The sequence below is a fragment of the Cupriavidus cauae genome, from assembly GCF_026210475.1.
GTDB classification, from domain to species: Bacteria; Pseudomonadota; Gammaproteobacteria; order Burkholderiales; family Burkholderiaceae; genus Cupriavidus; species Cupriavidus cauae.
The window spans coordinates 925,623-945,757 of record NZ_CP080293.1 but is presented as its reverse complement, the minus strand read 5'-3'; the positions used below and the strand labels follow the sequence as shown (position 1 = coordinate 945,757).

The window sequence follows — 20,135 nt, the reverse complement described above, 5'->3', positions numbered from 1 at the left end:
GTGCCGCCTACTCGACCAGGCCGTTCTTGATCGCGTAATAGGTCAGATCGGCGTTGGTCTTCATGCCCATCTTTTCCAGGATGCGCGAGCGGTAGGTGCTGACCGTCTTGACGCTGAGGAACAGCTCGTCGGCGATCACCGAAACGGACTGTCCGCGCGAGAGCTTGCAGAAGATCTGGAATTCGCGTTTCGACAGGGTCTGGTGCAGCGGCTGGTCGGTCGGCTTCTCCAGCCCGCCGATCAGCAGCTCGGCCACGGTCGGGCTGACATAGCGCCGCCCCTGGGCCACGGTGCGGATCGCCTTGACCAGATCGTCGGGCGCGCTTTCCTTGGTCAGGTAGCCGGAGGCGCCGGCACGGATCAGATTGATCGCGTACTGGTCCTCGGGATAGGTGGACAGGATCAGCACCGGCAGGTCGGGATGACGCTGGCGGATCAGCTTCAGTACGTCGATGCCGTTGCGGTCGGGCATCGAGATGTCGAGCACCACCACGTCGAACTCGGTTTCGCGCAGGCGCGCCATCACTTCGTCGCCGCTGGCCGCTTCGCCCTCGACGCGAATATCCGGTTCGTCGGAAATGAACTGGCGCAGACCGGCACGGACGATCTGGTGATCGTCGGCGATCAGGACGCGAATCATCAAAGTTTCCCCCCTGCGATGGTATTGCCCGGACGCCGGGGCCAGGCTGTATTTGGCCTGTTGCATTGTAGTCATTACAAAGCACCGGGAATGTCGGTGTCAGGCTGACAATGTGGCGTGCCCGACGATCAGGACGTCCGGCCGACGCCCGCCCATCTCGAGGCGCTGCTCGACACCATGCCGAGCGGCCGCGGCGATCCCGCATGCCAGTCGTATTTCCTGTGGTGCCTTGCCGCCGTGCTGGCCCGGCTGTCCTCGCAGGCGTTCTTCGGCACGCACAATGATGGTCCGTTTGCGCTGAGACGCTATGCGGCGGCGTTGGGCAATGCGGCCATCCGCCTGCAGGACGACCAGCAGTCCCCCTGGCGTGCCGGCTATGTCATGCAGCTTCTTTCGAAGTACTGCACCGACGAGCTGACGAAGAAGAAGATGTATCCCGACCTGGCCGCCGCGGCGAGGAGGAATGACGGCTTCCGCTCGATACTCGCTACGGTTTGGCCACCGAACTGGGGCCACCTTCTGTGAGCAGTGGGCCAATAGCGGGCCGACAACGGAAAAGGGGCGAAGATCCCGGATCTCCGCCCCTGGCTTGCGCGGCGGCTCGCCGCCGCGCATCGATGCGCCCCTGCGGGCGATCGGCTTACTGGACCTTCGCCGACGCACCCGCGCCGACGGTCGCCGAGGTGCCGCCAGTCGCGCCACCGACCAGGCCGCCCACCTTGCCCGCGGTACCGCTGACCGTGTCGCCGACGGCGCCGACCGTCTTGTCGGCGGTGCCTTCGACCGCGCCGACGGTGTCCTTGGCCTTGCTCCTGGTCTTGCCATGCGCGTCGTGGGCCTTCGACTTGGCCTTGCTGCCGGCGGTGGCGGCACGATCCTTGGCGCTCTTGCGGGTGTCGTCGATTTCGCCGGCCTTGTCGTTCAGGCCAGCCTTGACGCCGGTATCCATGTTCGCGCGGCTTCCTGCCACTTCAGCGCCCGCATTCACACCGGCATTGGCGCCGGCAGACGGCGCCGTCGCCGTCGGGGCGGTCAGCGAGCCGGCGGCGCCGCCGGTCGCACCGGCTTGCGTACCTTGCGCCATGGCCAGCGACGAGGCGGCGGCGATCGACAGGGCGGACAGCGAGATCAGCAGTTTCTTCATGGAGTACTCCTTTCGAATGACTGTGCGGCGAGGCTTTCGCCGCGGGTTGTCGCCTGGAGAGCGAGTCCTCAGTCTAGGGAGCACCCCACTGCGATGCTGTGAGGAGATGTAATGCGCTGTAAGGAGTCGTGAGCCGGCGCAAAGGCCGTCAAACCCGCGGCCGCGGCGACTTTCGCCAGTCCCGTCAACGACTTGCGGCGGCGCGCCGCCGGTTGAAGGCCGCGGCGGCGGCGGCGCGGCTTCGCAACACGTTACAGGTTCGGCGCCAGCGCCCGCTCCATCGCCGCGCGGTCCTCGTGCCGGCGCGCGATCATGTCGTCGAGCTGATCCTGGCCGATCTTGCCGACCGAGAAGTAGGTCGCCTCGGGATGCGCCAGATAGAAGCCGCTGACCGAGGCCGCCGGCGTCATCGCCAGCGCATCGGTCAGGCCCATGCCGATCTCGCCGGCGTCGAGCACCTGGAACATCGGGCCCTTGACGGTGTGCTCGGGGCAGGCGGGATAACCGGGCGCGGGCCGGATGCCGCGATAGGCTTCCGCGATCAACTGCTCGTTGTCGAGCGATTCGTCGGCGGCGTAGCCCCACAGGTCCCGCCGCACGCGCGCGTGCAGGCATTCCGCGAAGGCCTCGGCGAGGCGGTCCGCCAGCGCCTTCAGCATGATCGCGCTGTAGTCGTCGTGGTCGGCCTCGAACTGGGCCTCCTTCTTGTCGACGCCGATGCCGGCGGTCACCGCGAACAGGCCGATATAGTCGGCGATGCCGCTCTCCTTCGGCGCGACGAAGTCGGCCAGGCACCGATTCGGCCGGCGCACGCCGTCGACCACCGGGCGTTCGCTCTGCTGGCGCAGGTTGTGCCAGGTCAGCGCGACCCGGCTGCGGCTCTCGTCGGTGTAGACCTCGATGTCGTCGTCGTTGACGGTATTGGCCGGCAGCAGCGCGATCACGCCGTTGGCGGTCAGCCAGCGGCCCTGGATCAGCCGCGCCAGCATCGCCTTGCCGTCGGAGAACACGCGGCGCGCCGATTCGCCGACGATCTCGTCGTTCAGGATCGCGGGGAATTTGCCGGCCAGGTCCCAGGTCTGGAAGAACGGCGCCCAGTCGATGTAGTTGGCGAGCTCGGCCAGGTCGTAGTTGCGGAACACGCGGCGGCCGATGAATTTCGGTTTCGGCGGCACGTAGCCGCTCCAGTCGATCGGCGTCTTGTTCTTGCGGGCCTCGGCCAGCGTCACCATCGGCACGGCTTTCTTGTTGGCATGCTGGGTGCGGATGCGCTCGTAGTCGGCGCGCAGCTCGTCCAGGTAGCGCGTGGCGCCCTCGTCGGACAGCAGGCTCGAGGCCACGCTGACCGAGCGCGAGGCGTCGGGCACGTAGACCACCGGTCCTTCGTAGTTCGGCGCGATCTTGACCGCGGTGTGCACGCGCGAGGTGGTCGCGCCGCCGATCAGCAGCGGAATCTTCTTGACGCGGAAATAGTCGTCGCGCTGCATCTCGGAGGCGACGTAGGCCATCTCCTCGAGCGACGGCGTGATCAGGCCGGACAGGCCGATGATGTCGGCGCCCTCGACCTTGGCCTTGGCCAGGATCTCGTTGCACGGGACCATCACGCCCATGTTGACGACCTCGAAGTTGTTGCACTGGAGCACCACCGACACGATGTTCTTGCCGATGTCGTGCACGTCGCCCTTGACCGTGGCGATCACGATCTTGCCGCGCGCGCGCACGTCGCCGCCGGCCTCGGCCAGCAGGCGCTTTTCCTCCTCGATGAAGGGCAGCAGATGCGCCACCGCCTGCTTCATCACGCGCGCGCTCTTGACCACCTGCGGCAGGAACATCTTGCCGGCGCCGAACAGGTCGCCGACGATGTTCATGCCGTCCATCAGCGGGCCCTCGATGACCTCGATCGGGCGGCCGCCGCGCGCGGCGATCTGCTGGCGCGCTTCCTCGGTGTCCTCGACGATGAAGGTGGTGATGCCGTGGACCAGCGCATGCGCGAGGCGGTCGGCCACCGGCACCGGCTTCTCCGGCGTGCCGCGCCATTCGAGGTTCTCCTCGCGCTTCGCGCCGCCGCCCTTGTAGCGGTCGGCGATCTCCAGCAGGCGGTCGGTCGCGTCGGCACGGCGGTTCAGCACCACGTCCTCGACCCGCTCGCGCAGCTCGGCGTCGAGCTGATCGTAGACGCCGAGCTGGCCGGCATTGACGATCCCCATGTCCATGCCGGCGGCGATCGCGTGGTACAGGAACACCGTGTGGATCGCCTCGCGCACCACGTCGTTGCCGCGGAACGAGAACGAGACGTTGGACACCCCGCCGCTGACCTTGGCGTAGGGCAGGTTCTGCTTGATCCAGCGGGTCGCCTCGATGAAGTCGACCGCGTAATTGTTGTGTTCCTCGATGCCGGTCGCGACCGCGAAGATGTTCGGATCGAAGATGATGTCCTCGGGCGGAAAGCCGACCTCGTTGACCAGGATGTCGTAGCTGCGCTTGCAGATCTGCGTCTTGCGCGCGAACGTGTCGGCCTGGCCCTGCTCGTCGAAGGCCATCACCACGGCCGCCGCGCCGTAGCGGCGGATCAGCGTGGCGTGGTGGCGGAACTGCTCCTCGCCTTCCTTCAGCGAGATCGAGTTGACCACGGCCTTGCCCTGCACGCATTGCAGGCCGGCCTCGATCACCTCCCACTTCGACGAATCGATCATGATCGGCACGCGCGCGATATCGGGCTCGGACGCGATCAGATTCAGGAAGCGCACCATCGCCGCCTTGGAGTCGAGCATCGCCTCGTCCATGTTGACGTCGATGATCTGCGCGCCGTTCTCGACCTGCTGGCGCGCGACCGCCAGCGCCTCGTCGAACTGGCCGTTCAGGATCATCCGGGCGAAGGCCTTGGAGCCGGTGACGTTGGTGCGCTCCCCGACGTTGACGAACAGGCTGCCCTCGCCAAGCGTGAACGGCTCCAGGCCGGACAGGCGCATCGGACGAGCGGGACGGGTATCGGTAGACATGGCGGACTCAGGTTCGGGATCGGATGCACGGCGCGCCGGGGACGGATTCGTGCGGCGGCGCGCCGGTGATGCGTGGCGTGGGCGTGGGCGGCGGGGCGGCCGGTCAGGCCGCGTCCGCTTCGTCGCGATACTGGCCGGGCCAGGCGCGCGGCTTGCGGTTGGCGACGCGCTGCGCGATCGCGGCGATATGCTCGGGCGTGGTGCCGCAGCAGCCGCCGACCAGGTTGACCAGCCCGGACGCGGCGAACTCGTCCACCAGCGACGAGGTAACATCCGGCGTCTCGTCGAAGCCGGTGTCGCTCATCGGGTTCGGCAGCCCCGCGTTTGGATAGCACGAGATCGCGGTATCGCACAGCTTGGCCAGCTCGGCGATATAGGGCCGCATCAGCGTCGCGCCCAGCGCGCAGTTCAGGCCGAACGTGATCGGGCGCGCGTGGCGCAGGCTGTTCCAGAAGGCCTCGACGGTCTGGCCCGACAGGATGCGGCCGGAGGCGTCGGTGACGGTGCCCGAGATCATCACCGGCAGGCGTTCGCCGGTGTCCTCGAACAGCTGGTCGATGGCGAACAGCGCGGCCTTGGCGTTGAGCGTGTCGAAAATGGTCTCGACCAGGAACACGTCGGCGCCGCCTTCCAGCAGGCCCTTGCCCTGCTCGTAGTACGAATCGCGCAGCTCCTCGAAGCTGACGTTGCGCGCGCCCGGATCGTTGACGTCCGGCGAGATGCTGGCGGTCTTCGGCGTCGGACCGAAGGCGCCGGCGACGAAGCGCGGCCGCTCGGGCGTGCTGTAGCGATCGCAGGCCTCGCGCGCCAGGCGGGCGGCGGCCACGTTCATCTCGTAGGCCAGGTCCGCCATCTTGTAGTCCTCCTGCGCGACGCGCGTCGCACCGAAGGTGTTGGTCTCGATGATGTCGGCGCCGGCCGCCAGGTATTGCTCGTGGATTTCGCGGATTACCGCCGGGCGGGTCAGCAGCAGCAGCTCGTTGTTGCCCTTGACGTCGACCGGATGCGCAGCGAAACGCTCGCCGCGATATTCGGCCTCGCCCAGCTTGTAGCGCTGGATCATGGTGCCCATCGCGCCGTCCAGGATCAGGATGCGCTCGCGCAGCAGCCGCGGCAGTTGCGCGGCGCGGGTGTACGGCCGGGCCGGGGGACCGGCCTGCGGGCCCGCGTGCGCGCCTGCCTGCAGACCTGCCTTTGCGCCCGGTGCGATGGCGGACGCCGTGCCGGACGATTCGATGGATGCAGCGCTCATGGCTTCACTGGCCTCGGTGATGCTGGAAAAGTGGTCGATTTTATCAGTTACGGCACCTTGCCGCCCCGGCTTGCCCGGGCCTACACTCGGGCAGATCGCCCCCTACCCGACCCCGACGACACCGCATGCAACATCTTGCCCCGCGCGAGGCCCAGGCCCTGCTGGCCGAGCACCCCGACGCCCTGTTCATCGACTGCCGCAGCGAGATGGAATACCTGTTCGTCGGCCACCCGACCGGCGCCCTCAACGTGCCGTGGAACGACGGCCCGGACTGGGAGGTCAATCCGCACTTCGTGCAGGCGGTCAAGAAGCTGGCCGGGCAGGCGTCGGCGCGGCCGGTACTGCTGATCTGCCGCAGCGGCAACCGCTCGACCGCGGCCGCGCAGGCGCTCGAAGGCGCCGGCTTTACCACCGTCTACAACGTGCTGCACGGCTTCGAGGGCGATCTCGACGCGCAGCGGCACCGCAATACCGTCAACGGCTGGCGCTTCGAAGGGCTGCCGTGGGAGCAGTACTGAGGCATAAAAAAACCCGCGCCATGGCGCGGGCTTTCTGCGGCGGCGGTGCGTCGTCAGTGCATCGCCAGCGAGTGCGTCATCACCGTATCGAACTTGCCAAGAAATTCGTCCACCTCTTCCACGGACGGTTCGGTCTCGATCAGACGTTGCACATCGGCGCGGAAATGCTCGGCCAGCTGGCCGCCAAGGAAGATCTCGCGCTTCATGTTCTTGTCGACGATCTCGTAACCGCCGGAGGCAAGAGGGGCATGCTCGACGTCGGCACCGAACTCCACGATGCAGTAGTTGTCGCTGTTATAAATCATTTGCATGGCGCACCTCCGGGCTATGGGACGGACGGAAGGTTTGTTGATTCTTGCGTCAGCCGGTGGGAGCGCCGGCTTCCTTCCGCGATTTCACCTCCAAGCTGAGGGCATGAAGACGCTTTTCAAGCGCATGCCTCGCTGGGCGCTGGCGTGGTGCCCGATGCCGTAGCGCCCGCTCATCAGGTTGGAGCCGCCCCCAAGGCGGCAAGTTCGGTTTCCCCAACGAAAAGAGGGTTTGTCCTACGAAGCGCTTGCCGATCGCCTACGCGGGCCGGCCCGGCTCAAGGGGTATCGCACTGCGCCCCGCAGGCCGCCTTGACCAGGAAAGCGTCGAGAAGCGCATGAAACCGCTCCGGCTGCTCGATCGGGGACAGATGGGCGGCGTCCGGCAGCACCTCGAACTGGGCGGCCGGAATGCCGTCCGCAATGGCCCTGGACTCGGCGACCGGACAGCCCTGGTCCTGGTCGCCGACCACCACCAGCGTCGGGCAATGGATGCGCGCCAGCGCATCGGCCTGGTCGAAGCCGAGGATCGCCAGGCAGGCGCCGACATAGCCGCGGACGGGCGTGGCCAGCACCATCTGGCGGATCCGTTCGACCTGTTGCGCATGCGCGGCACGGTACGGCGCGGTCAGCCAGCGCTGAAGCGTCGCATCAAGCACTCCGGCCATCCCGTGCGCCTCCACCTGCCCGATGCGCTCATGCCACATCGGATGGGCCTGGCGCGGGGTGCGGCAGACGGTGTCGACCAGCGTCAGCGAGTGCAGCCGCTCGGGATAGCGCACCGCAAACGTCTGGCCGATCATGCCGCCTAGCGAAAGTCCGATGAAGTGCGCCTGCGGCACGTCCAGGCCGTCCATCAGGGCGACCACGTCGTCGGCCATGCGCAGCATCGAATACGGCCCCACGGGCGCGTCGCTGCGGCCGTGGCCGCGCAGGTCGAAGCGCAACACCCGATAGCGCGGCGCCAGATGGGCCGCGGTGGCGTCCCACAGCGTGTGATCGCAGGCCAGCCCGTGGCACAGCACGACCCATGGGCCTTCGGTGCCGTCGATGCGGGCCTGCAGCGTCACGTCGCCGACGATCACGCGGTGTGTCTCGGAGGCGGGCGGCTGGGCGGCTGGACTGGAAGCGGGCGCCGCCCCCTGGGCGTGGGCTGGCGCGGTGGCAGGCGTGGCGGTGGGCGGCAAGGTGTCGGTCATCGTGTCCTCCTGTCGGGGTCGGTGGGCGGCGACGCATCGCACGGGAGCGTCGCGGCGGCCACGCCGCTCGGCTCCGATCCTTCCAGACTAGGGCTCGGCGCCGCGCAGTACCAGATCGATCTGCGTGCCGTCGGGCTCGGTCTGCCGCAGTTTGACCGGCATCCAGCCCACCGATTCCGCCAGCCAGACCTCGACGCGGCGGCGGTCGTCGGCCCGGCGCGGCAGGCGGATGAAATGCTTGGCGCGCACGAAGCCCGCGCCGGTCTCGATGTCCTCCTCGCCGACATACTGGACGCGCATCGGCTCGAGATCGCTGGTGTCGGCGACCTGGAAGGTCTCGGTGGCGCCCGGCGCGGCATAGCGCTGCGGGTTGCCGCGCACCAGGCCGACCAGTTGCAGGAAGACGCTGAAGCGGTCCTGCGCGCCCTCGGGCAGCGGCGCCTGGCCGCCGCGCGACTCGAACACGACGGCGCCGGTCGCGCGGTCGAAGCGCGTCACCTGGCTGCGCTTGCGGCGTTCCTCGACGTAGCGCTCTGGCGCCAGCCCCTGCTCGCCCAGCGCCCCGGTACTGTGGAAGGCGAACCGGAACCACAGCATGCGGGTTTCGACCGACAGCTGATAGCGCCCGCCCCCGTGCTGCCAGCGGATGGTGCCGTCGGGGTTCTCGACCCCGTTGACGAAACTGGCGTAGCGCAGCGTTGCCGACGGCGGCGGCGCGTAGCGCAGCGCATCGGCCGGCGCCGGCGCCGGTGCGGAACCCGGACCGGTACCCGTGCCGCCCGCGCCGCCGCCCGCCGCGACGCTGCCGGTGCCGCCCGGCGAGGTCGCCAGCGGGGAGCCTTCGGCCGGCGCCGGCGGCCCTGGCGCGGGCTCGGCAGCCGGCTCAGGTTCCGGCGTGGCGGCCGGGGCGGGAGCGGGTTTTGGGGGAGGACGGCGCGGACGTGGCGGCGGAGTCGGGGCGACGGCGACCGGCTTGGGCGGCAGCAGGATCGCCTCGAGCGCCGGCGTGTCGACCGCGTCGAGCGGAATCAGCGGACCGGGCATCCGCACCAGCCCGATCAGCACCAGCGCATGCGCGACCAGTACGACCGCCAGCGCGACCGCCCAGCGCAGGCGGCGCGCACGTTTCGCATCAGGCGTGACCGGCGTCTCCGGTCGGCGGGGTCCCGCCAAGATATCCAAGCTCCGTCGAGATCCGATGTGCGATCTCGCGCACCTGGCGGTCGATCGCTCCGCCCCATTCTGCATCGAATACGGTCTGGGCGCCCAGCACGATCAGCGCCATCGAGACGTGGCCGCTGGCATCGAACACCGGAAACGAGATCGCGTTGATGCCGGGCAGCACCCCGCCCAGCGTGCGTGCCGCGCCGTGGGCGCGCACGTCGGCGCACACCGCGTCGTAGTCGGCCAGCGAGCGCGGCAGGTCCGGCAGATTGTCGTCGCGGCGCTCGTTCAGTTCACGCTCGATCAGCGGCAGCGTCTGCTGGCGCGGCAGATAGGCGCCGAACAGGCGGCCTGTGGCCGAATTGAGCATCGGCATCACGTCGCCCAGGCGCAGGCTGACGGTGACCGGGTGGCTCGACTCCTCCCAGTGCACCACGGTCGGCCCGTGGTTGCCCCAGACCGCGATGCCGACGGTCTGGTCGATGTCGTCGCGCAGCTGGGACAGGATCGGGCGCGCCTTCTTGACCGGATCGAGCCGGTTCAGCCCCGCCAGGCCCAGCTGCAGCGCGAATGGCCCCAGGTCGTAGCGGCCGCTGACCGGGTCCTGCGCGACCATGCCCAGCCGCTGGAAGCTGACCAGATAGCGATGCGCCTTGGCCGGATTCATGTCGGCCGCGGCGGCCAGGTCCCGCAGCATCATCGCGCGCGGCGAGGCGGCCAGCGCCTTCAGCAGCTGGAAGCCCACCTCGATGGACTGGATGCCGGTGCGCAGCTTGGCGTCGTCTTCTTCTAGTTCGGTCATGCGTCGATATGGAGCGGGCGGGTCGGTACCCGGGATTGGGCTACGGGGGATACGGAATGGCAGCGCCCGGGCCGGCGAGCCGCGGGCCAGCGCGGCAATATAGTTCGATTCCGTCACGTCGCGCTACGCCCCGATCCGTAAATTTACTATAGCGAAATCGATTTACCAGTTTTTAATCCGTCGCTAGACTGCGCAAGGGTGCCGACCGTGCCGAAAAGCGTCGAAATGCATCCAGGGACGTCCGCAAGCCCAAAACCCAAGAGCCCGAAGGCCAGGACGCCCGGGCCGCCCGGACGGCGGACGCCCGGCGCCCGAACACCCGAAAACCCGAACACGGCACCACGCCCGCACAACAACATCCCGGAGACCCGCATGCCAGCCCCGCTTGCCGCTGCGCCCACCGCGCGCCCTTCCCTGCCGATCCTGCGTCGCCTGCTGAATGCCGCCGTGCTGAGCGCCGGCGCGCTGGCCGCCATTGCCGCAGCCCTGCCCCGCCCGGCCGCGGCGCAGCAGCCGGCGTGGCCGACTCAGCCGGTCCGCTGGGTGGTCCCCTATCCGGCCGGCGGCGGCACCGACGTGGTGGCGCGCACGCTGGCCCAGGCGATCTCGCCCGCGCTCGGCAAGCAGGTGGTGATCGACAACCGGCCCGGCGCGGCGACGATCGTCGGCGCCGACACCGTCGCGCACAGCAAGCCGGACGGCTACACGATCCTGACCGCCGACACCGCGACGCTGGCCGCCAACCCCTCGCTGTACCGCAAGCTGCCGTACGACCCGGCCAGGGACTTCGTCCACGTCGGCATGATCGCCCGCTTCCCGCTGATCCTGGTCGCCAACCCGAACTTCCCCGCGCGCACGCTGAAGGAGGCGGTCGACTACGCGCGCAAGAACCCGGACAAGGTCAATTTCGCCTCGCCCGGCGCCGGCAGCCCGCACCATCTGGCGATGGAGCTGTTCATGGAGCAGACCGGCATCAGGATGACCCACGTGCCGTACAAGGGCGCGGCGCCCGCGGTGCAGGACCTGCTGGCGGGCCAGGTCGACGTGATGTTCCTCGATCTGGCGGCTGGCCAGCAGAACGTGCTCGGCGGCAAGCTGCGCGCGCTCGGCAGCGCCACGCCCAAGCGGCTGGCAGCGCTGCCGCAGGTTCCGACGGTGGCCGAGGGCGGCGTCGCCGGCTTCGAGGCCTACGCCTGGCAGGGCGTGGTCGCCCCGGCCGGCACGCCGCAGCCGGTGGTGACCCGGCTGAACGCCGAGCTGGTCAAGGCGCTGAAGCAGCCCGAAGTGCAGAAGCGCTTCGAGGGCATCGGCGTCGAGCCGGTCTCCAGCACGCCGGACGAGTTCGCGCAGTACGCCCGCACCGAGGCCGAGCGCTGGGGCAAATTGATCAAGGCCAAGGGCATCACGGTAGACTGACGCCCTCGCGGCGGCCGGCACAGCCGGCGCCATCTCGCCATCCGCACGCCGGCTCGATGCCGGCGTCGTTCTTGATATGCAGGAATCCCGATGAAACTGGCCACCCTGAAGGACGGCTCGCGCGACGGACAGCTCGTGGTCGTGTCGCGCGACCTGAAGACCGCGCACTATGCCACCGACATCGCCGGCAAGCTGCAGACCGCGCTGGACGACTGGCACTTCCTCGCGCCCCAGCTGCAGGACCTGTACGACGCGCTGAACGCCGGCCGCGCGCGCCATCCCTTCGCGTTCGATCCGCGCCAGTGCATGGCGCCGCTGCCGCGCGCCTACCAGTGGGCCGACGGCTCGGCCTACGTCAACCACGTCGAGCTGGTGCGCCGCGCACGGGGCGCCGAGATGCCGCCGGAGTTCTGGACCGATCCGCTGATGTACCAGGGCGGCTCGGACGACCTGCTCGGGCCCTGCGACGACATCGTCTGCGCCAGCGAGGCCTGGGGCATCGACTTCGAGGCCGAGGTCGCGGTGATCACCGGCGACGTGCGCATGGGCGCGACGCCCGAGCAGGCGGCCGAGGGCATCCGGCTGCTGGTGCTGGCCAACGACGTGTCGCTGCGCAACCTGATCCCGGCCGAACTGGCCAAGGGCTTCGGCTTCTTCCAGAGCAAGCCGGCCACGGCCTTCTCGCCGGTCGCGGTCACGCCCGACGAGCTCGGCGAGGCCTGGCGCGAGCGCAAGGTCCATCTGCCGCTGACGGTCTGGTGGAACAGCAAGAAGGTCGGCTCGCCCGACTGCGGCACCGACATGGTGTTCGACTTCGGCCAGCTGATCGCCCACATCTGCAAGACGCGCAATGTGCGGGCCGGCAGCATCGTCGGCTCGGGCACGATCTCCAACGTCGACCGCAGCAAGGGCTACTGCTGCATCGCCGAGAAGCGCACGCTCGAGACGATCGAGAGCGGCGCGCCGGTGACGCAGTTCCTGCAGTACGGCGACGCGGTCAAGATCGAGATGTTCGACGCGCAGGGCCGCTCGATCTTCGGCGCGATCGATCAGGTGGTGGCGGCGCCGGCCTGAAGCGGCCCGAAGCGGCCCGAAGCGGCCTGAATGGCCTGAGCGGCCTGAGCGGCCCGAAGCGGCCTGAATGGCCTGAATGGCCTGAGCGGCCTGAGCGGCGTGACGCGGCGTGACGCGGCCGGAAGCGGCCGGAAGCGGCCTGACCCGCCGGATTGCGGCGGAGTCTGGGACCGGCGCGGCGTGATGCGGGCCGCGGCAGCGATGCGCCTATAATTTCCCGACCGTCCGGTTGGGGAATTCCGGCGCGCCCGTTTCGGGCCGCCGATTGCTCCCCTGTCCGGCGCAGCCGCGGCCGCCCGCCGCGCCTCCCACCCACGCCAGGAGTCCGCGCCCGCCATGACCACCACCCCCGCCGCCACTTCAGCCGCCACCGTTGGCAACAACGGCACCACGCCTTCCGAACGCTACGCCCGCTATCAGGCGCTGACCCTGCGCCAGCACGGCCCCATCCTCGAGATCGTGATGGGCGCACAGCAATCGGCCAACCGCAAGCTGGCCACCGCCGACGCCAACATGCATCGCGAACTGGCCGAGATCTGGCGCGACGTGTCGGCCGACCCGGAGATCCGCGTCGCGCTGATCCGCGGCGAAGGCAAGGGCTTCTCGGCCGGCGGCGACCTCGCGCTGGTCGAGGACATGGCCAACGATTTCGAGACCCGCGCGCGCGTCTGGCACGAGGCGCGCGACCTCGTCTACAACGTGATCAACTGCGACAAGCCGGTGGTGTCGGCGATGCATGGTCCCGCCGTCGGCGCCGGGCTGGTGGCCGGGCTGCTGGCCGATATCTCGATCGCCGCGCGCACCGCGCGCATCGTCGACGGGCATACGCGGCTCGGCGTCGCCGCCGGCGACCACGCCGCGATCGTCTGGCCGCTGCTGTGCGGCATGGCGAAGGCCAAGTACTATCTGATGCTGTGCGAGTCGGTCAGCGGCGAGGAAGCCGAGCGCATCGGGCTGGTCTCGCTGGCGGTCGACGAGAGCGAGCTGGTGGCCAAGGCCTTCGAGATCGCCAACCGGCTCGCCGAAGGTTCGCAGAGCGCGATCCGCTGGACCAAGTACGCGCTGAACAACTGGCTGCGCATGGCCGGGCCCGCCTTCGATACCTCGCTGGCGCTCGAATTCATGGGCTTTGCCGGACCCGATGTCCGCGAAGGCGTGGCCAGCCTGCGCGAGAAACGGCCGCCGCGTTTCGGCGCTTGAGCCGACGGTTCGGTCGACTTTGTGCGTCGGCCACGGGTCAGCGTTCAAGTCGGCCTTTGAGTCGGCCTTTGAGTCGGCGTTTGAGTCAGCGTTTGAGTCAGCGTTTGAGTCAGCGTTTGAGTCAGCGTTTGAGTCAGCGTTTGAGTCAGCGTTTGAGTCGGCCTTTGAGTCGGCGTTTGAATCAGCGCTTGAGTCGGCGTTTGAATCAGCGCTTGAGTTGGCGCTTGAGCCCGCGCGCGGGACGCCCCGGACAGCGCGCATTTTCCAATGACGATGGCCCCACCGCGGAGCACAGACCATGTTTGGACAGATACCCGATTTCAATGACGGCTTCGAATTTCTGCGCAAGATGTGGGGCAACGCGGCGGGCATGCCGACCGGGCTGATGCCCGGCCTGCAGGCGATGACGCCGCCAATGGATCTGGACGAGGTCGACAAGCGCATCCATGACCTGAAGGCGGTCGAAAGCTGGCTGCAGCTGAACGCCAACCTGCTGCGCACCACGATCCAGGGGCTCGAGGTCCAGCGCGCGACGCTGGTCGCGCTGAAGACGGTCGGCGAGGCGCTGTCGCCCGAGGCGCTGCAGAGCGCGATGGAAAACGTCGCCCGCGCGGCCAACGCGCCGAGCGCGACGCCGCCGCGGCGTCCGGCTTCACCGCCGCCGGCACAGCCCGCCGCCGGCGCGGAAGGCATCGACCCGAGCGATCTGGCCGACATGGCCGAGATGGAGACCACGCCCGATTACGACGAGGACGAGGACGAGGGCCCGGACAGCCCGGACCAGGAAGCGCCGCCCGAACGCCGAGGGGAACGAGCGGAACAGCCGGGGCAACGCGCGGGACAGCAGGCCGGACAGCGGGCCGGGCAGCAAGCTGGCGCATCGCAGTCCGGCGGCGCCTCGCCGCCCCCGCAGGCCAATCTGTGGTGGGACATGCTGCAGCAGCAATTCAATCAGATCGCGAGCAGCGCGGCCGCCGCGAGCCTGGCCTCGCTGAACAATCTGGGCGCCTTCGGCGCCGGCCAGCCGGGAACCGGGGCGGCGGCCCAGGGCAGCGGCCAGGCGGGGGCCGCTGGCGCGAGCGAACCGGAACAGCCGGCGCCGTCCGGCAAGGGCAGCGCGAAGCCGACGGCCAAAGGCCGCTCCAAACCGGCGGCGAAGGCGGCAGGCAGCAGGGCGACACGCGCGGCAAATGACGGCCCCCCCGACGGCACCCCCGGCGGGACCCGCGGAGGCGGCGCGAAGGCGGGTGCAAAAGCGGGGGCAAAAGCGGGCACGAAGGCCGGCACGAACGGCACCTCCCATGGCACCTCGAATGGCGCCTCGAGTGGCCCCTCGCATGGCCCCTCGAATGGCGCCGCGCCCGCCGGCAAGACCGCGAAGCCCGTGCGCCGCCGCAAGGCCAACAACGGACACTGACAGCGGAGGCGCCTTGGCAGCGAGCAAGACCACCGCGGTGATCCTGATGGGCGGCGGCGCGCGCGCCGCCTACCAGGCCGGCGTGCTGCGCGGCATCGCCCGCATCGCCGCCCGCCATGGCGTGGGCACGCGCAATCCCTTCGAGATCATCTGCGGCACCTCGGCCGGCGCGATCAACGGCGCCGGCCTGGCGATCGACGCCGGCGACTTCGATCGCGCCACCGAAACGCTGGCCGCGCTGTGGTCCAGCATCCATGCCGAGGACGTCTATCGCACCGACGTGCTGCGCGTCGGCATCTCGGGGGCCCGCTGGCTCTCGGCGCTGGCGGTCGGCTGGGCGCTGCAGCACGCGCCGCGCGCGCTGTTCGACAACAAGCCGCTGGACAGCCTGCTGAGCGAGCTGTTCGATCCCGACCGTGTGCAGGGCAGCCTCGATGCCGGCCATCTGCAGGCGCTGGCCATCACCGCGCTGTCGTATTCGACCGGCCGGCACGTGACCTTCTACCAGTCGCACCGCCGCATCCAGCCCTGGCGGCGCAGCCAGCGCATCGCGGTGGAGGCGCGCATCGGCGTCGATCATCTGCTGGCCTCGTCGTCGATCCCCTTCCTGTTTCCCGCCACGCCGCTGGAACTGGACGGCCACCACGAGTGGTTCGGCGACGGCACCATGCGGCAGATGTCGCCGCTGTCGCCGGCCATCCACCTCGGCGCCTCGCGCATCCTGGCGATCGGCGCGGCCTCGGCGCCGCGCGCCGGCGGCTACGACACCGTGCCGGCGGGCGGCTACCCGTCGCTGGCGCAGGTCGGCGGCCAGGCGCTGGCCAGCATCTTCCTGGACGGCCTGTCGGCCGATCTCGAGCGGCTGCAGCACATCAACACGCTGCTGACCCGCATGCCGGAGATCGCCAACGATCGCGAAGGCTGGCGCCCGGTGCAAGTGATGACGATCTCGCCGAGCGAGCCGATCGAGTCGCTGGCGATCGAACACGTCAAGCGGCTGCCCCGCACCGTGCGCGCGCTGCTGGCCCCGCTCGGCGGCACCGAAGCCAAAGGCGCGGCATTTGCTAGCTACCTGCTGTTCGAGCCCGAGTTCACGCAGGCGCTGATCGCGCTGGGCGAGCGCGATGCGCAGGCGCAGGGCGACGAACTGGCCGCTTTCCTCTACGGTGTGATCCCCGGCACGCCGGCCGCGAGCCGCGCGCCGGCGACCAGCGAGGCAGGCTCTCCGCCCGCTTCGGCGCTGGCCTGACGCTGTTTTGCGGATTTTCACAGTCCCGACAGCTTGCTGTGGCAGGCTGCCGCCGGGTCCGCCCTTGGCAAGCGGCATCGAACCGTTCGCGCGGCAACTTGCGGACGGCCAGCAAAAGGTCTATAGGAATGATTCGCATCTGGTAGAATCTGCCCGTAATTTCAAAGGCTTACCATGCTCTACCCCGAACTGTTCAAATCGCTGGAAGCGGTCCGCTGGCATATGGACAAGGACATCCCCTGGGATTCCTTCGACGCCAGTCTGCTGACGGACGATCAGGCGAAAACCATCCGCATGAACGCGATCACCGAGTGGTCCGCCCTGCCGGCCACCGAAATGTTCCTGCGCGACAACCGCCACGACTCCGACTTTTCGGCGTTCATGAGCGTGTGGTTCTTTGAGGAGCAGAAGCATTCGCTGGTGCTGATGGAGTACCTGCGCCGCTTCCGCCCGGATATGGTCCCGACCGAGGAAGAACTGCACGCGGTGCGCTTCGAATTCGATCCGGCGCCGCCGCTCGAAACGCTGATGCTGCATTTCTGCGGCGAGATCCGCCTGAACCACTGGTATCGCCGTGCCGCCGAATGGCACACCGAGCCGGTGATCAAGCATATCTACCGCACGCTGTCGCAGGACGAGGCTCGCCACGGCGGCGCCTACCTGCGCTACATGAAGAAGTACCTGAACCAGTTCGGCGACAACGCGCGCTCGGCCTTCGCCAAGATCGGCGTGCTGATGGCGTCGGCGCGCCGCACCGAGAAGCCGCTGCACCCGACCAACCTGCACGTCAACAAGGCCCTGTTCCCGAACGACACCGTGCAGTCTCGCCTGCCCGATCCGGACTGGCTCGAGCACTGGCTGGACAAGCAGATCCGCTTCGACGAAGGCTGGGAGAAGAAGGTCATCGACCGCATCCTGCACAACATGTCGCTGCTGTTCGAGCGCACCTTCGAGACCGTGCAGGACCTGAACCGCTATCGCAAGGAACTGAACGCGCGGCTGCAGGCCAATGGCGGCGCCAAGCCCGCCGAAGCCTGATGCCGGCGCCGTCCTTGCGATGACGCTGTCTCCCCCGGCCTTCGAGGCCAAGCTCGCTTCGACCGACGATCCCCAGGCGCTGCAACGGCGCCTGGCGGCCCTGCCGCGCCCGATGGTGTTTACCAACGGCGTGTTCGACATCCTGCATCGCGGCCATGCCACCTACCTGGCGCAGGCGCGCCAGCTGGGCGCCTGCCTGGTGGTCGGCGTCAACAGCGACGCCTCGGTACGGATGCTGGGCAAGGGTGACGATCGCCCGCTCAATGGCGAGGCCGACCGCATGGCGCTGCTGGCCGCGCTCGAATCGGTCGATCTGGTGCTGATGTTCGGCGAAAAGACGCCGGTCGAGCTGATCCGGCTGGTCCGCCCCGACATCTACGTCAAGGGCGGCGACTACGAGATCGATACGCTGGAAGAGACCCGGCTGGTGCGCAGTTGGGGCGGCCAGGCTTACGCGATCCCCTTCCTGCACGACCGCTCGACCACCAAGCTGCTGCACAAGGTCAGGCAGGGCGGCTGAACCTGCGGGCCGGGCCCTGCGGACCGCGGCCGTGGTTCCGCGTTGAACGGTGCCCGCATTCGGCCCTGTTCGGGCCGCGTTCAACCCGCGTTCAGCGCCCTCGCTGCTGCGCCGCCATCACCGACAAACCCAGCAACACCAGATTCTCGTGCCGCTCGAACGGCAGCGTCAGCGCGCCGGCCAGCGCCTCGCGCGCGCCGCCCGACAGCAGGCAGCGGGCCGGACCGCGCCGGGTCAGCGCGTCCCAGGCGCGTTCGATCGCGCCGGCCTGGGCCGCCAGGCAGCCGGCGGCGATCGCATCGCGGGTGTTGTCGGCCCAGGCCGCCGCGGCATGGGCCTCGCCGATCTCGACCGCCGGCAGCTGCGCGGTATTGCGCGCCAGCGATCCCATCATCAGCGCGAGTCCGGGCAGGATCATGCCGCCGGCGAAGCGAGAGCGCGCCGGCGTGCCGCTGCTGGCGTTGCTGGCGTCGCTGCCGCCACTGCGGTTGCTGGCGCTGCCGCCGATGCGCTGTTCATTGCCGTCACTACCGTCGCCGCGGTCCGGCGCCAGCACCACGTCGATCGTGGTCGCGGTGCCCGCCGTGACGATCATCAGATTGCCCTCGGGCAGATGGTGGCGCGCACCGATGCCGCCGACCCAGCGGTCGACGCCGAGCTGGCTCGGCTCGCGATAGCCGTTGTCCAGCGTGCCGTGCGACGCGGTGGCGCGGGCCCAGTGCACCGCCGGCGGACCGCCGAAGGCATCGGCCAGCAAGGCATCGACCTCGGCCGCGATGACAGGGCCGGCCACATTGCTGATCCACACGCCGCGTGGTGCGCCCTCGGCATCGGCCAGCGCGCGCCAATCGCCGGCCAGCGTGGCCAGCGCTTCATGCCCGCAGGCGCCGCCGGTGCGCCACGGCACCGGCAGCGCGCCGGTGGCCGGGGCGCCGAGCGAGGCCGCGTCGCACCAGGCCCACTTCAAGCGGGTATTGCCGATATCGATCAGCAGCACGGTGGCGTTCGCGGTGGTATCTGCGGCAGCGGCCGCGGCGATGTCCGCGGCAGCGTCAGCGGCAGCGCCCGCGGTGGTGTCCGCAGTGGCGGTCGCATTGGCGTCGGCGGTGGTGTCAGCAGTCGCGCTCGCATTGGCGTTCGCATTGGCGTTCGCATTGGCGCGCGCAGTGCCGCTCGCATTGGCGCGCGCAGTGCCGCCCGCAATGGTGTCCGCATCCTGGTTCGCGCTCATCGCGCCCCCTCGCCGGCGGGCCGCATCGACAGCTCGCCCGAGGCGATCCGCTGCAGCCCGTTTGCGGTTTCCAGCAGCAAATGGCCCTCGTCGTCGACGCCGCGCGCCATGCCCTCGGCCTGTACCGCGCCGTCGTGCAGCAGCCGCACCGGCTGGTCGCGATAGGCATCGCGCGCCGACCAGCGCCGCGCCATCGGCGCAAAGCCGTCGGCAAGGAAGGCGGTGCGCATCGCCGCCAGCCGGTTCAGTACCGCGGCCAGCAAGTCGGTCGGGCCATGCTGCGGGTCGAATCGGTCCATGCATTCGGTGACGCCGGCCAGCGAGCGGCCGAGCGCGGCCTCCATCGCGGCGTCGCGCACCAGGTTCAGGCCGATGCCGACCACCGCCCAGACCCGCTGCGGCCCCGCCGGCACCGATTCGATCAGGATGCCCGCCAGCTTGCGCCCGTCGATCTGCAGATCGTTCGGCCATTTGAGGCCGACCGCCTCGCCCAGCCGTGCGTCGACATCGTTCAGCGCGTCCGCAAGCGCCAGCCCGACCGCGAGGCTCAGCCCCGCCAGCCGCGCCGGGGGCAACGCGAGCGGCATCGCCACCGAGAACGTCATGCCGGCCTGCCCCTGCCATGGCCGCCCCTGGCGTCCGCGGCCGGCGGTCTGCCGGTAGGCGAGCCTGAGCATGCCGGCCTCGCCCCACTGGGCCCGACGGCAGGCCTGGACCAGATCGGCATTGGTCGAGCCGGTTTCCTCGACGATCTCGAGCTGCCACTGCCGGGCCTCTTCGGCCAGCGCGGCCCGCAGGCGGACCGGATCGATACGCCAGGCAGGCGGCAAGGAGGACGAAGACGCGGGGGAATCGATCGGGGCGGCGGTCATGCGGGCGGAGGGAAGCTGGAATTCGGCGGCGGCCCGTGGATATCGGGCCATGCGCATTGTAGCCGCGTCCACTTTGGCGCCTGCCGGCGCGT

General features: G+C 69.4%; 19 protein-coding genes. 9 read left to right on the top strand and 10 right to left on the bottom strand.

The window, feature by feature from the left end; translation table 11 throughout:
- Nucleotides 1-7 precede the first annotated feature (7 nt).
- Complete coding sequence (locus KZ686_RS04250) at nucleotides 8-640, bottom strand: response regulator (protein WP_006579377.1); 633 nt, start codon at nucleotides 638-640, stop codon at nucleotides 8-10.
- Between the two features lie 117 nt (nucleotides 641-757).
- On the opposite strand from KZ686_RS04250, the gene KZ686_RS04245 reads away from it, so the two are divergent.
- On the top strand, nucleotides 758-1,165 hold the full coding sequence (locus KZ686_RS04245) for a hypothetical protein (RefSeq protein WP_265633075.1): 408 nt from the start codon (nucleotides 758-760) through the stop codon (nucleotides 1,163-1,165).
- Between the two features lie 115 nt (nucleotides 1,166-1,280).
- On the opposite strand, the gene KZ686_RS04240 is transcribed toward KZ686_RS04245, so the two are convergent.
- The 3 genes from KZ686_RS04240 to KZ686_RS04230 form a co-directional block, all read right to left on the bottom strand.
- Entirely contained in the window at nucleotides 1,281-1,784 is a 504-nt protein-coding gene (locus KZ686_RS04240) for a hypothetical protein (protein ID WP_265633074.1), read from the bottom strand.
- A gap of 251 nt (nucleotides 1,785-2,035) precedes the next feature.
- Nucleotides 2,036-4,783 (bottom strand): methionine synthase, encoded by a 2,748-nt coding sequence (gene metH / locus KZ686_RS04235; RefSeq protein ID WP_265633073.1) that lies wholly within the window; start codon nucleotides 4,781-4,783, stop codon nucleotides 2,036-2,038.
- A 103-nt stretch (nucleotides 4,784-4,886) separates the two neighbouring features.
- Nucleotides 4,887-6,035, bottom strand: coding sequence for a homocysteine S-methyltransferase family protein (locus KZ686_RS04230; RefSeq protein WP_226107963.1), 1,149 nt, complete (start codon nucleotides 6,033-6,035; stop codon nucleotides 4,887-4,889).
- 125 nt (nucleotides 6,036-6,160) lie between these two features.
- Between KZ686_RS04230 and KZ686_RS04225 the strand changes: the two genes are divergently transcribed.
- Nucleotides 6,161-6,553, top strand: coding sequence for a rhodanese-like domain-containing protein (locus KZ686_RS04225; RefSeq protein WP_149317314.1), 393 nt, complete (start codon nucleotides 6,161-6,163; stop codon nucleotides 6,551-6,553).
- Nucleotides 6,554-6,606: 53 nt separating this feature from the next.
- On the opposite strand, the gene KZ686_RS04220 is transcribed toward KZ686_RS04225, so the two are convergent.
- From KZ686_RS04220 to KZ686_RS04205, 4 genes are all read right to left on the bottom strand, one after another.
- Complete coding sequence (locus KZ686_RS04220) at nucleotides 6,607-6,864, bottom strand: BTH_I0359 family protein (protein ID WP_149317315.1); 258 nt, start codon at nucleotides 6,862-6,864, stop codon at nucleotides 6,607-6,609.
- A gap of 275 nt (nucleotides 6,865-7,139) precedes the next feature.
- Nucleotides 7,140-7,946, bottom strand: coding sequence for a 3-oxoadipate enol-lactonase (pcaD, locus tag KZ686_RS04215; protein ID WP_149317602.1), 807 nt, complete (start codon nucleotides 7,944-7,946; stop codon nucleotides 7,140-7,142).
- 201 nt (nucleotides 7,947-8,147) lie between these two features.
- Entirely contained in the window at nucleotides 8,148-9,233 is a 1,086-nt protein-coding gene (locus KZ686_RS04210; protein WP_322784901.1) for a DUF3108 domain-containing protein, read from the bottom strand.
- A complete protein-coding gene (locus tag KZ686_RS04205; protein WP_149317317.1) occupies nucleotides 9,193-10,026 on the bottom strand; it encodes an IclR family transcriptional regulator in 834 nt (277 codons plus the stop codon). The genes KZ686_RS04210 and KZ686_RS04205 overlap by 41 nt, the downstream gene beginning before the upstream one ends.
- A gap of 372 nt (nucleotides 10,027-10,398) precedes the next feature.
- Here KZ686_RS04205 and KZ686_RS04200 point away from each other — a divergent pair, with 372 nt between their 5' ends.
- The 7 genes from KZ686_RS04200 to rfaE2 all read left to right on the top strand — a co-directional run bounded on the left by KZ686_RS04200 (nucleotide 10,399) and on the right by rfaE2 (nucleotide 17,940).
- Nucleotides 10,399-11,442 (top strand): Bug family tripartite tricarboxylate transporter substrate binding protein, encoded by a 1,044-nt coding sequence (locus tag KZ686_RS04200; RefSeq protein WP_265633072.1) that lies wholly within the window; start codon nucleotides 10,399-10,401, stop codon nucleotides 11,440-11,442.
- A gap of 90 nt (nucleotides 11,443-11,532) precedes the next feature.
- Nucleotides 11,533-12,516 (top strand): fumarylacetoacetate hydrolase family protein, encoded by a 984-nt coding sequence (locus tag KZ686_RS04195; RefSeq protein ID WP_265633071.1) that lies wholly within the window; start codon nucleotides 11,533-11,535, stop codon nucleotides 12,514-12,516.
- A 336-nt stretch (nucleotides 12,517-12,852) separates the two neighbouring features.
- Nucleotides 12,853-13,716: an enoyl-CoA hydratase/isomerase family protein gene (locus KZ686_RS04190; protein WP_150083256.1), complete on the top strand. Its 864-nt coding sequence runs from the start codon at nucleotides 12,853-12,855 to the stop codon at nucleotides 13,714-13,716.
- Nucleotides 13,717-14,014: 298 nt separating this feature from the next.
- Entirely contained in the window at nucleotides 14,015-15,133 is a 1,119-nt protein-coding gene (locus KZ686_RS04185) for a PhaM family polyhydroxyalkanoate granule multifunctional regulatory protein (protein WP_322784900.1), read from the top strand.
- A gap of 46 nt (nucleotides 15,134-15,179) precedes the next feature.
- Nucleotides 15,180-16,382, top strand: coding sequence for a patatin-like phospholipase family protein (locus KZ686_RS04180; RefSeq protein ID WP_226108178.1), 1,203 nt, complete (start codon nucleotides 15,180-15,182; stop codon nucleotides 16,380-16,382).
- A gap of 174 nt (nucleotides 16,383-16,556) precedes the next feature.
- The gene (locus KZ686_RS04175) at nucleotides 16,557-17,420 is read left to right on the top strand and encodes an acyl-ACP desaturase (protein WP_149317322.1); all 864 of its coding nucleotides are present in this window, start codon (nucleotides 16,557-16,559) and stop codon (nucleotides 17,418-17,420) included.
- A gap of 25 nt (nucleotides 17,421-17,445) precedes the next feature.
- Entirely contained in the window at nucleotides 17,446-17,940 is a 495-nt protein-coding gene (gene rfaE2 / locus KZ686_RS04170) for a D-glycero-beta-D-manno-heptose 1-phosphate adenylyltransferase (protein ID WP_149317603.1), read from the top strand.
- Nucleotides 17,941-18,031: 91 nt separating this feature from the next.
- Here the strand turns inward: rfaE2 and KZ686_RS04165 are convergent, their stop codons facing one another.
- A complete protein-coding gene (locus KZ686_RS04165) occupies nucleotides 18,032-19,171 on the bottom strand; it encodes a type III pantothenate kinase (RefSeq protein ID WP_407648507.1) in 1,140 nt (379 codons plus the stop codon).
- A complete protein-coding gene (locus KZ686_RS04160) occupies nucleotides 19,168-20,043 on the bottom strand; it encodes a biotin--[acetyl-CoA-carboxylase] ligase (RefSeq protein WP_265633403.1) in 876 nt (291 codons plus the stop codon). The genes KZ686_RS04165 and KZ686_RS04160 overlap by 4 nt, the downstream gene beginning before the upstream one ends.
- Nucleotides 20,044-20,135 lie beyond the last annotated feature (92 nt).